A 12213-nucleotide genomic window follows, 5' to 3' on the forward strand; every position below is an offset into this window, starting at 1 on the left:
AATACAAGAAGGTAGAACCACTATGGTGACCATAGAACATGCTTTCCTCATACCGGCCGAGATTGACAAGGTTTTCAACTATCTTGCAAACCCAGCCAATGATGCAGGCTGGCAATTGTCATGTAAGCATTCTGAACTGCTAGACAATACTCCGCGTGTGGGCAGCAAGTATGAAATCGGTTTTAGCTTTATTGGTCGTGAGATGTCCTTTAAAGGTGAAATCACACATCTAGTACCGAACGAATTGTATGCGTTCAAAGTCGTGGAAGGGCCTTTCCACTACACAGGTACTTATCGCTTCAAACCACATCCTGAAGGTACATGGATAGAGTGGGTGTTTGAGGCAGAGCCAGGTAGTTTTTTTGGCGTATTACCTGCGGCATTGCTGAAAAAGATGGTTCTTGCTCAGTTCAAGAAAGACGTTGCTAATCTTGAAGCACTGGCTCAGAAGGGTGAAGCCTATGAGTCGGTTGGTAAGCAGACGCACGAGACCAATAAACCACTTCGCAAGACTCATCAGGTGATGGAACAATACTCGCGTTGGATTCTCAAACATCGCCGTATTGTGTTGACGGTGGTCATGCTCTTGACGATTGTCTTGGCATATCTTGCATCTGGCGTCAAAATTATTATTGATCCAGATGCGCTTGCTCCCAAAGGACATCCTTATATCACCTCGACTAAGCTGATTGAAAAGAAATTCGGCTCCAAGTACATGGTTGTGATTGGTATTACGCCGAAGCAGGGTGATATTTATCAGCCGCAAGTGTTAGAAAAAGTCAAACGCATTACCGAAGAAGTTGATAATGCTCCGGGTGTGGTTCGATCTACCCTGATGAGCCTAGCTGCACGGCAGGCCAAAGGGATCACCGCCAATTCGGATGGATTTGATGCCAAGAAACTACTACCGAACAGTTCTGTAACCGAGAGTGATGTTGATCAGCTGAAAAAATTGCTGGCACTGAACCCAATCTACATGAATTCGGTCGTATCTAAAGATCAGAAAACTGCTGCTATTTTGCTTGAGCTTGAGGAAAGTCCAGAGGGCTTCCAAAAAATGATGGCTCCGATCAATAAAATCGTAGCAGACGAACAGTCTAAGGATATGACCATCAGTGTCGGTGGCAATCCTGTTTATTTGGATAAAGCCGAAGATTACTCTAAACGGATCAATATCTTGTTCCCAATTGCCATACTGGTCATTGGGTTATTGCACTTCGAAGCATTCCGCAGTAAGCAGGGTTTGATCCTTCCACTAGTTACAGCTTTACTGGCTGTGGCGTGGGGTATGGGTATGATGGGTCTGTTCAAACAGCCAATGGATATTTTTAACTCTCCTACACCAATTCTGATTCTGGCCATTGCGGCAGGGCACGCCGTACAGTTGCTCAAGCGATACTATGAAGACTTTGATCGACTGACTGCCCAAGGTATGGAACCTAAAGCTGCGAATAGCGAAGCCGTGGTGCAGTCTATGGTTCGTGTTGGTCCAGTTATGATATTGGCTGGCGGAATTGCAGCGGCTGGATTCTTCTCGCTGTTGACCTTTAATATTCCGACCATCCGTTCATTCGGTATTTTTACAGGAATCGGGATCATCAGTACACTGATCATTGAGATGACTTTTATTCCTGTACTTCGCTCGATGCTACCACCGCCTTCGGTTACCAAGGTTGCACGCAAAGGTTTACCAATCTGGGACTGGATTCCAAAACGCATTGGCGATGTCATTTTGTCAGTTCGTCCGCGAATGATGCTAATGACGGTGATTGCAGTACTGGGCGTCTTTCTTGCTATTGGCACTAGCCGTATTGTAGTGGATAACGATAGCCGCAACTTCTTCTCACATGACCTACCGATGCAGCAGGATGACAGATTTTTAAATCAGTCTCTTGGCGGTACAAACAGCCTTTACATCATGGTCGATACAAAAGTTCGTGATGGTATTGAAAACCCAGAAATCCTAAAAGCGATTGATAATACAGAAAAGTTCGCGAATTCGATTCCAGAGGTCGGTAAAACAATCTCTATCGTGGACTATATCAAGAGAATGAATCAGGCAATGAATGCCGATCAGCCACAGGCATTTCAGGTTCCAGCAACCAAAGATGTTGTTGCTCAGTATCTGCTGTTGTACTCAATGTCTGGTGAGCCGACTGATTTTGAATCTTACATTGATACGACTCAGCGCTATGCCAAGATCACGATTCTGCTGAAAACGGGTAGTAATCACCGCATCAAAGAAATCCTTGAGTCGCTAAAAACGTATATGGCGGGTCAGTTGGGCGATAAAGCTGTCGTAAGTTTTGGTGGTGATGTGACTCAGACCATTGCTTTGACTGAAACAATGGTTCACGGCAAGCTCATGAATATTCTACAGATTTCATTTGCTGTATTCTTTATCTCAGCGCTGGTTTTCCGCTCACTTTCAGCGGGACTAATTGTCCTGACACCACTTCTATTCTCGATTCTTGCAATCTTTGGTGTGATGGGCTGGCTCGACATTCCGCTCAATATTCCGAACTCCCTCATCTCGGCCATGGCTGTCGGTATTGGTGCAGATTATGCCATTTACTTCCTCTATCGCTTGCGTGAAATCTTGCGCGAAGAAGGGGGCGATATCAAAGACGCTATTCTTAAAACTTTAAGTACTGCTGGTAAGGCTTCTCTTTTTGTCGCGACTGCGGTTGCTGGTGGTTACGGTGTGCTGTCCTTGTCGCAAGGCTTCCACGTCCATCAATGGCTAGCGATGTTTATTGTGATTGCGATGCTTTTCAGTGTATTTGCAACCTTAATTATGGTACCTACAATGATTCTAATCTTGAAACCTCGTTTTATCTTTCCCTCAAATAAGAAGAACATTACCGTTGCACAAACTGTCGTGACAAGCCTTTTGTTGGGTACGGCGCTCACAATGTCGATGCCTAAAACATCTTATGCAGATGAAGTTCAAGACATTGTTAATCGTAGTGACGATGCTTCTAAATTTCTGAGCTCAACTGCCAGTGCCAAGTTTGTGTTGACCTCTAAAAATGGCGATCAACGTGTGCGTCTAACTAAGAACATGACCAAACTGGCTGGGAATACTCAAAATAATATGCGTTTGACCGAATTCATCTCGCCTGCAGATGTACAAGGAACCACGACACTGTTGATTGAGAACTCAAAAGGCAGTGATAGCATGTTTGTCTATTTGCCTGCATTGAAAAAAGTACGCCGTCTTGCATCGGCGAACAAGGGTGATGCCTTTATCGGTACGGACTTTAGTTATGGTGATGTACTTGGCTATAAGTTAAGTGACTGGAAGTACACTAAACTTGCAGATGGCAAATTTAATGGCAAAGATTGCTACATGATTGAAGCAACGCCAATCAATAATACGGTGAAGAGTGACTTTGGTTATAGCAAACGTCGCATGTGCATACTCAAAGACAACTTTGTTACAGCAACCATCGACATTTGGGATACTGCAGGTAAGCCGTTAAAGCATATTGAGTTCACGGATATCCGCCCTTATGGCAAAGTGAAACCGAGATGGCAGGCCATGAAATCTATGGCAAAGAATCTGCAAACTCAGCATATGACACAAGTTATCGTCAGTGATTTTGCCGCAGAAAAAACCTTATCTGATAAGATTTTCTCACCGCAGAGTCTTGAAAAATGACACAAGGTACCTATTGGGTATTTGCATGCTGCAGTAGCTTTATGCTACTGCAGCATGCTTATGCAGATGACAGCGAAATTAGTTTTGTGAGCCAGAACTCAGCCAGGCTCGATGTGTGGTCATCGGATCGTGATCTAAGCTCGTTAAAAAACATTGGGCAAGCAAGTTTCTGGTCCAATGGTACCCTCAAGTTTAACCCTGAGTTTAAGATCCATTACGACATAAATATTGGAGACGAAACGGACCACACTGTAAATCCAGATCAGGTGAGTAAGGTGAATCGCAACTTACGTGAGTTGTACGCATCTTATAACTGGGATCAGACGTTTTATCTGGACGTTGGTCGCCAGATTGTAGTCTGGGGGAGAGCTGACGGGATTAACCCAACAGATAACCTATCGCCCCGTGACTATACGCGTCTAGTGCCAGATGAGACAGATCAACGTCTTGGAAATGATGCTCTCAAATTGACGTATATTCCTGAATCTGGAACCAATAAATGGACGGCATTGTGGTATCCGCGTAGTCGTTCAGATGTGATTCCATTGCGTCAGATTGCTGGTGTTCAGTATGACATAGACCGTAAGAGCCGTCCTGCGTTTGCAATGCGCTGGGATTATTCCGTAGATGGTCTGGATGTTGGGGCATCGTATTTCTCAGGTTTGGATCATATGCCCGATCTGTCAGTTCTTTCTGCATCTCCAACAGGGGAGGCAACATTGCAGCTGAAAAATAATCCTATGTCTGTCTATGGATTTGATTTTAGTTATAACCATAACGATCTCGTGTGGCGAGGTGAAGCTGCGTATACAAAGACAGACTCGGATGGTAGCGAAGATCTTTCACATAAGAAAAATAATTTAACTGTGGTCATGGGACCGGAATTGTCATTAAAGAACTCCACGCTGAGTTTAGTAGGCGTGTACAAACATACGGAGGATTTTAGATCTGCCGACAGCCTAACAAATCCATTATTGAGAGAAGTTTACCGTTATCAGCAAACAATCAGTGACCAATATGAGCAGGATCAGTATGGAGCTATGCTGCGCTATGCACTTAACTTGCTGAACGATAATCTAAAGCTGGAAGTAACGGGATTCTATTTTGCACCAGAACCTAATGAATTGTTGAGAGTACGTATTAATTACAGCCTCAATGATCACTGGCAGTTGAATGCAGGTGGAGATCGCTTCTGGGGTAAAAATGATACAGTGTTAGGACAATTTAGAGATAACAGTCTGGTGTATGCCCAGATTCGATATAATTTTTAAGATAATTCGCTCCAAAACAATGCTGGAGTCCCCAGTCCCTAATAAGGTGATTTATGGATAATTTAAATAACGCAAAAAAAGATAATTTTTCACGGAAGACCATATTAGTAACAGGTGCAGCAGGTTTTATTGGCAGCAGACTGATCGTTGAACTTCTGCGCGAAGGTCATCAGGTGATTGCTGCGCTGCGTAATGCCGCAACCAAGAAAGATAAGCTGTTAGGTTTCATTGCAACGCAAGGGTTAGTTGATCCCTCTATTTCGTTTGTTGAATATGATTTAAGCCGTGATTTTAAGCTGGACTCTCTGCTAGCGGATGCTCAGGCAAAGATTCATGTTGTCTATCATCTTGCTGCATCATTTAATTGGGGCATTAGTAAAGCTGAAGCAGAACGTACGAACATTAAATCAGGACTTGCCTTAATTGAATGGGCTGCAACATTGAAGCAGCTTGAGCGATTTATCTGGATTGGCGGATACCGTGTGGCTGCTCCACCGCAAGAGTCGGCTGATGAGTTGTATTGCAAACATGGTGGCTATGAGGCTTCGAAAATTTTGGGTTATCAAGCTTTCATTGAGGCCTGTAAGCGTTTAAATGTGCCATGGACTGCAATAAATCCAGCGACAGTCATTGATGGTTTTTATACTTATGGTGATATGCAGTATATAGGTGTCGCCGACATGATTGATAAGCTATATCAGGGACGTCTGCTGGCATTGCCAGGTGGTCGTGACACATTCCTGCCGCTGTGCAATATGCAGTATATCGTGAGCTTTCTGATCCAAACGATGTCTTATCCTGAGACCATTGCTCAGGAGTATATGCTGCTTGATCCTGCGACACCGAAATTTCATAGCCTAGTTCATCTAGCTGCCGAGCACTTGGGAGTCAGCTCACCACATTTACAGGTACCCAAAGGTCTGCTCGAGAAATTACCTGAGGTATTACTTGACGGTTCTAAAGAGCAACTCTCTTTCATTTCTACCGAGCACTATCATGTTGCTGGGGCAGAGGTGATGGCGGCGAAGATGGGTATCGCGGATCTGATCAATATCAGTCCTTATTTCTCTCGCTGGATTGATCGCTTGGTTCTTACACGTTTTGGTCGCATGCAAGTACCTACACCTAGTGGTTTTGGCTATCAGAATCGATATTGGACTGAAATTTATACTAAACAGCCAGTTAAATCAGAAAAATCATCTGCATTATTTTTACATGGGATTCCATTCGATAGTGCATGCTGGTCTCCAATAATCAATAAAATCACATATGATCAGGTGGCTATGATGGACTTGCCGGGACTTGGACGTTCAGGCAGTTATGAGGTGGTGGAAGATAACAACCGTCAGTTTATTGATGCTGCTGCAAAGCTTTTAGCGCCAAATAGTGTTGTTATTTCACACTCACTAGGCTGTCTCTTTGCATTGAATCTTGCAAAGAAATATCCAGATAAAGTTGCGCGTCTTATCCTCATATCGCCTTATTTTGTTCAGGCGCAGGCCGCTAAAATGTTTCAGATAAAAACTATATCTAATCTGATTTTCCGTTTTGTGCCAAAAGATATGATTGCTAAAGACCTACATCCAGATGGACAACAAAATCCGTCTGTTGGTTATGCGATGGATTCATTACGTCGACTGTCGGTAGCCAAGCATATTAGTGAATATATGCACCGCATTAATTTGCCAGAACAGCGAGCAACTCAAGCGACTTTGCTGGATGAGCTTCGATCTAAAATCGAGATTATTGTGGGAGAGAACGACCCAATGGTTACGACAATAAATCCTGATATTCCTGTGCATATCATCGCTGGTGCAGGCCATAATCCGCACGTTACACATGTAGATGCGGTTTCTGACTATCTCGCACCAGTTCTGACCAAGTACATCAGCACCACAGCTTCCTAATGTCTAATAGTGCCCAAGTGCAGGTCTATGTCTGCCCAGTTTCACGGGTACCACAAGATCATTTGGTAGTGAGTCATTATCTCGGCTTTCTCAGTTCGGCAGAGAAGCTGAGATATGATCAATATCACTCTAAGGCGGCTCGTCTTTTCTTGATCTCTCGTGTGTTAGTGAAGACTGTCTTGGCGGATAAGCTAGGCATCTCACCCCATGAAGTTAATATTCAATTACATCCCAACGGCAAGCCTTTTGTAGAATGTAGCAAGGCGGTGTATTTTAATCTTACTCACTCAGCGGACGTTATTATTCTTGCTGTGACTGAAGAGGGGGAAATAGGAGTTGATATTGAACAAGTGGATCGTGTGTTCGATTGGATGCGTGTTGATAGTGTGTTAGCACCGAGTGAAATTGAATGGATTAAGGGAAATGAACTGATTGATCCATTCAGTGTATATCAGCGGTTTTTTCAAATATGGACTTTAAAAGAAGCCTATATTAAATGTACTGGCGAAGGAATGAGCCGACATTTAAAAATGCTCAACTTTCATGTGTTGTCTGAACGTATACAATTTCTCGATTCAACCCATGCTACTCAAAAGACAGAAGAGTATTATTTTGAAAGCTATATGTATGATTCTAACTTTATCTTTTCGATATGCTTACAGCAGAGCCGCAATATAGAATGCTTTAATCTGGATTGTTTTCAATTATTACCATTTATATCTATGCATCGAATAACCCCAACGCCTTATAAGTATAACGAGATTAAATCGTTATAACTGGCGATTTAAAAATGTGAATCTAGTAATGAAATACTTGCCCTTGAGCTGAGCTATTCTAAATAAAGTACGCTGTGAATAGATAGACCGCAAAAATTATGAGTCAATAAAAAGAAAAAAGCCCCAGTCTTTCGACTAGGGCTTTTTAAATTTGGAGCGGGAAACGAGACTCGAACTCGCGACCCCAACCTTGGCAAGGTTATGCTCTACCAACTGAGCTATTCCCGCGTGCCGCTTATAATACATTAAGCGAAACATGGGTCAACAACTTTATGCAAATAATTATGCTGATTGCATAAAATAAAAACAGAAATGAGTATTTAGAAGTATTTTTATCGATAAGTTGCCGAATAAATAGACATTTTGTTTGAAGCCAAAGCGTACAAGAGCAACTTTTGTTTGTGTACAGACAGGGTATACTAGGTTCAAATATACGAATAATCGTAAAAGGAAAAGCTATGAGCCTTGAACAACAATTGATTGAACGGTTACAAACCCTTGCACCCAGTCATTTAGAAGTCATCAATGAATCTGCCGGACACGGTGGTTATTTCCCAGGTAAAGAATCACATTTTAAAGTGATTGTAGTGAGTGATGAATTTAATGGATTACGTTTGGTTCAACGTCATCAAAAAGTTTATGCCTTAGCTTCAGATTTGATAAATCCCGGGCAAATTCATGCATTAGCAATTCATGCCTATTTACCAAGTGAGTGGCAAGGTCAGGTACCTGCTAGCCCAGAATGTGCACATGCACCTAAAAGCTAAGGGTTAATTTCATGGATGCACATTTACTAACTAAAATTATTCACATGACCGCGGTGGCTGCCGCACTTATGGTTTTTGTATTACGCGCTTCAACTCTGTTTGTAGGCGTGCAAGGTGAACAACCAAATCCGGCGGGACGTAAAATATTAGTTGCCTTACAACATCTATCATTTACCGTGGTTTTTATTACTGGCGCAATTTTATTGGTCATGAAAGACTTTCAGGTACAGCCGTGGTTTTACGCTAAAATTATTCTATTTTTAGTCTTGTTATCTTCCCTTATAAAAGTCTTTAAAAAAGATGACACTCTTTTATTGGCACAACGTAGGGCTGGTTTAATGATTAGTACTATCGCATTTATTGCTATTATTATTTTAGTGATTGTGAAGCCTGTTTTTGCTTAATTGTTCTACATTCTTTGCCTTTTTGCTTAAGCTCTAGGTTAAACTGCGTACAGTAAAAAAAATATACAGAGGGAAACATGTTAACTCGTGTGGTGTTTAACCAAAAAGGCGGTGTAGGGAAATCAAGTATTACTGTAAATTTGGCCGCAATTAGTGCCAAACATGGCTTCAGGACATTGGTCATTGATCTTGATCCTCAAGCTAATTCTAGTCAATACCTTTTAGGGGATGACGCAACCTATTCTGCTGAAAAATCAATTATAGAACCAAATATCGAAAATTTCTTTGATGATGTGTTGGGAAACAATCAACAAAAAGGTTTAATCGGTAATGCATTAGGTTCGATTTTAAAAGCCCCACGAAATAAAGATATTGATAGCTTTGTGCATTCAACTCCTTTTGCAAAATTAGACGTGCTTCCTGCTAGCCCAACACTTGGTGCTCTTGAACATGCTCTTGAAAGTAAACATAAAATTTATAAACTGCGTGATTCAATTCAAAACTTAATTGGACGATATGATCGTATCTATATAGATACACCACCTGCATTTAACTTTTTTACTTTGTCAGCACTGATAGCAGCAGATAAAGTCTTAATTCCCTTCGATTGTGATGTCTTTTCAAAGCGCGCGTTACAAACATTGATTGAAAATGTTCTCGAAACGCAAGATGATCATAATGATCGCTTGGAAATTGAAGGAATTGTTGTCAACCAATTTCAAGCTCAAGCAAAATTACCTCGGGAAGTGGTTCAGCAGTTGAAAGATGAAGGGTTGCCTGTACTTAATAGCATGTTACCGCCTTCGGTTTTAATGAAAGAATCGCATCAGAAAAATTTACCTTTGGCTCATTTGGCACCAGAACATAAATTGACTCAGGCTTATGAGACATTGTTTGGTGAGATTGAGCCAAAACGATAAGAGAAAAATGATGAAAGGCTTATATATTGTGCCTTTGGTGGCAGCCACTTTATTACTAGGCGCTTGTGCTACGACGGTAAAACCGACTTACGTGTCTCCGACACAATATCAATCTTTGGGCTGCCAACAGCTGCAAAGTGAATATAACCGTATTCAACAATATATCGACAATGGAGTACAAACCCCGAAAAGTACCGGTATGGGTGTTGGACTTGGACTCGGTGGCGGCTGGGGACGAGGCGGTTGGGGATTCGGTCCATCCATCTCTGTAAATATGGGACAATCTTCTTCAACGAAAAACACTGAGCTTTCACGTGTTTTAGGTCAACAAGAAGCAATCGTTCAGGCTGCTCAATTTAAAAATTGCCCGATTATTGTTCGAAAAAAGACGAATTAATAGTCGATTTTGCATCACAATATGCTAGTTAAGGCATATTGTGATGAATAAAGTTTAGCAAAATGTTTCATAATAAAATTAATATAAATCAATATATTTTAAATTTTCAAGCTTCATAAATCTTGTATTTTCTATAATCAAAAGCCCTCATCAACTTGCTATATTTTACCTATTTCGTTTAAGGTGGCCCCATCTTGGATGTTGTGGAAATTTTATGATTGAGAGTTGGTTTTTTGTATTGGCAATGTTGGCTGTTTTGCTCATTCCGGGGCCGACAAATGCTTTACTTGCAACCGCTGCTCATTCTCAAGGTTTATCTAAAGCATTCTGGCTTATTCCAATGGAATGGTTAGGCTATGCCTACGGGATTAGCTTTTGGGCTGTATTTATACATTTAGCTGCTCCAATCTGGCCAGCACTGCTGCTCATTTTGCATATTACGAGTGTGTTCTATGTATTCTGGCTTGCTTTTCACTTATGGAAGAACACCCACTTACAACAGTTCAGTCAAAGTCACCGTAATATTCGCCCTCGTCAATTATTCTTATCTACCTTAAAAAATCCTAAAGCCTTGTTGTTTGCAGCGGGGATCTTTCCTGCTGAAGCATGGAATTCGCCTGAAAACTTTCTCATCGTGTTTGGTGTTTTTTCATTGATCTTAATTCCGGCTGCAAGTTTCTGGATGATTTTTGGACGGGCATTGTTAACGGGTCCAATCAAAAAAATAAAAGCCGATCATTTATATAAAGGATCGGCCATGTTACTTATTTTATGTATGCTTCCAGTGGTATTCCGGTTTTTCTAAATTAATCTCAAACGTTGGTTTTTCGATTTTTTAGTTTTTCACGTATAAATGCGATGATGCCTGGTAAAACGCTAATAATAATGATGCCAAAAATAAGATGGGTAAAATTATCTTTAACGATTGGCATATTTCCAAATAAGTAGCCTAAAGTTACAAAAGAAGCGACCCAACAGAATGCGCCAATAATATTATAAGTTAGGAAAAACTTATAGTTCATGCTACTAGCCCCAGCAACAAAAGGTGCAAAGGTACGGGCAAATGGAATGAAACGGGCAAAGATAATGGTTTTGCCACCATGGCGAGCAAAGAATTCTTGAGTTTTAAATAAGTGCTGTTTATTAATAAATCGAGAGTTCATTTCAAACACACGTGGACCGATAAAACGTCCAATATGGTAGTTTACCGTATCACCTAAAACGGCAGCAATGAAGAGTAGAGTGCCCAATATCCACGGATCCATCGCACCTGTAGATGCGGCTAAGGCACCAGCTGCGAATAGCAAACTATCTCCCGGTAAGAACGGCATAACCACTAAACCGGTTTCAACAAAAATAATTAAAAATAAAATGCCATAAATCCACGTCCCGTAATTTATAATAAATTCGGCGAGATGTTGATCAACGTGTAGAATAAAATCAAGAAGTTCCATGATAAGAGCAAGTGGTAAACCGTGCTCAAATCCTATCAGTGAGCCTATGGAAAGTCAGTATAAAACATCAAAAAAATACAAATTGATCATCTCGTTTATGCAACGATATATATGGATTTTGAGTATTTAATTATCAATGTCCCAAACCTAGAATGAGCTCATCAATAAATAAGTATTTAAATAAAGGTGGCAATATGTTTAATCCAAATATAGTGGTCAAAAATATCGTAACGCAATCAGGCGCAGACAGTTTCATTAGCCTCATTGCGCGTCTTCTTATCGCCTATATCTTCCTTGTTGCAGGTTGGGGGAAAATTACCGGTTATGCAGCAACTGCTGGATATATGGAAGCAATGGGGGTTCCAGCCGGAATTCTTCCTTTAGTTATTTTGGTTGAATTCGGTGGTGGTTTAGCCTTGTTATTTGGTTTTCAGGCACGTTTTGCGGCTTTTGGGCTTGGGATCTTTAGTATTCTTACCGCATTTTTATTCCACCAAGGTGGTGCTGATGCAGCGGCGCAATATAACAATGGTATCCATTTTATGAAAAACCTTGCAATGGCGGGTGGTTTATTCTTCCTGATGCTTCATGGCGCTGGGCGTATTAGTCTGGACCATGCAATCGAGAAATAATATTTAAGACAAAATAAAAAC

The 12213-nt window shown here is 41.3% G+C and carries 11 protein-coding genes and 1 tRNA gene; 10 read left to right on the forward strand and 2 right to left on the reverse strand.

Annotation, left to right across the window (positions count from 1 at the left end; genetic code table 11):
- Positions 1-22 precede the first annotated feature (22 nt).
- Genes KTH84_RS14050 through KTH84_RS14065 form a run of 4 tightly spaced genes read left to right on the forward strand, consistent with a single transcriptional unit; the run spans position 23 to position 7618 of the window.
- Positions 23-3664, forward strand: a complete 3642-nt coding sequence (locus tag KTH84_RS14050) for an outer membrane lipoprotein-sorting protein (RefSeq protein WP_262473696.1) — start codon at positions 23-25, stop codon at positions 3662-3664.
- Positions 3661-4935, forward strand: a complete 1275-nt coding sequence (locus tag KTH84_RS14055) for a porin (RefSeq protein ID WP_262473697.1) — start codon at positions 3661-3663, stop codon at positions 4933-4935. Before KTH84_RS14050 ends, KTH84_RS14055 begins: the two co-directional genes overlap by 4 nt.
- Positions 4936-4988: 53 nt before the next feature.
- The gene (locus tag KTH84_RS14060; RefSeq protein WP_133975909.1) at positions 4989-6842 is read left to right on the forward strand and encodes an alpha/beta fold hydrolase; all 1854 of its coding nucleotides are present in this window, start codon (positions 4989-4991) and stop codon (positions 6840-6842) included.
- Complete coding sequence (locus KTH84_RS14065; protein WP_262473698.1) at positions 6842-7618, forward strand: 4'-phosphopantetheinyl transferase family protein; 777 nt, start codon at positions 6842-6844, stop codon at positions 7616-7618. The genes KTH84_RS14060 and KTH84_RS14065 overlap by 1 nt, the downstream gene beginning before the upstream one ends.
- 152 nt (positions 7619-7770) lie before the next feature.
- Here the strand turns inward: KTH84_RS14065 and KTH84_RS14070 are convergent.
- Positions 7771-7846, reverse strand: a tRNA-Gly gene (locus KTH84_RS14070).
- Between the two features lie 230 nt (positions 7847-8076).
- Between KTH84_RS14070 and KTH84_RS14075 the strand changes: the two genes are divergently transcribed.
- The 5 genes from KTH84_RS14075 (at position 8077) to KTH84_RS14095 (ending at position 10911) form a co-directional block, all read left to right on the forward strand.
- Complete coding sequence (locus KTH84_RS14075) at positions 8077-8385, forward strand: BolA family protein (RefSeq protein WP_133975907.1); 309 nt, start codon at positions 8077-8079, stop codon at positions 8383-8385.
- Between the two features lie 11 nt (positions 8386-8396).
- Positions 8397-8789: a SirB2 family protein gene (locus KTH84_RS14080; RefSeq protein ID WP_133975905.1), complete on the forward strand. Its 393-nt coding sequence runs from the start codon at positions 8397-8399 to the stop codon at positions 8787-8789.
- A 77-nt stretch (positions 8790-8866) separates the two neighbouring features.
- Positions 8867-9709 carry a ParA family protein gene (locus tag KTH84_RS14085; protein WP_042898423.1) on the forward strand — a complete coding sequence of 281 codons (843 nt, stop codon included), beginning with the start codon at positions 8867-8869 and terminating at the stop codon, positions 9707-9709.
- A 10-nt stretch (positions 9710-9719) separates the two neighbouring features.
- Entirely contained in the window at positions 9720-10106 is a 387-nt protein-coding gene (locus KTH84_RS14090) for a hypothetical protein (RefSeq protein WP_133976430.1), read from the forward strand.
- A 214-nt stretch (positions 10107-10320) separates the two neighbouring features.
- Positions 10321-10911: a LysE family translocator gene (locus tag KTH84_RS14095; RefSeq protein ID WP_004640507.1), complete on the forward strand. Its 591-nt coding sequence runs from the start codon at positions 10321-10323 to the stop codon at positions 10909-10911.
- A 7-nt stretch (positions 10912-10918) separates the two neighbouring features.
- On the opposite strand, the gene KTH84_RS14100 is transcribed toward KTH84_RS14095, so the two are convergent.
- Positions 10919-11560: a DedA family protein gene (locus KTH84_RS14100; RefSeq protein WP_133975903.1), complete on the reverse strand. Its 642-nt coding sequence runs from the start codon at positions 11558-11560 to the stop codon at positions 10919-10921.
- 194 nt (positions 11561-11754) lie between these two features.
- Between KTH84_RS14100 and KTH84_RS14105 the strand changes: the two genes are divergently transcribed.
- Positions 11755-12192: a DoxX family protein gene (locus KTH84_RS14105; RefSeq protein ID WP_262473705.1), complete on the forward strand. Its 438-nt coding sequence runs from the start codon at positions 11755-11757 to the stop codon at positions 12190-12192.
- The last annotated feature ends 21 nt before the right edge of the window (positions 12193-12213 follow it).

Source organism: Acinetobacter sp. WU_MDCI_Abxb74, from assembly GCF_025513915.1.
Taxonomy (GTDB): domain Bacteria; phylum Pseudomonadota; class Gammaproteobacteria; order Pseudomonadales; family Moraxellaceae; genus Acinetobacter; species Acinetobacter calcoaceticus_C.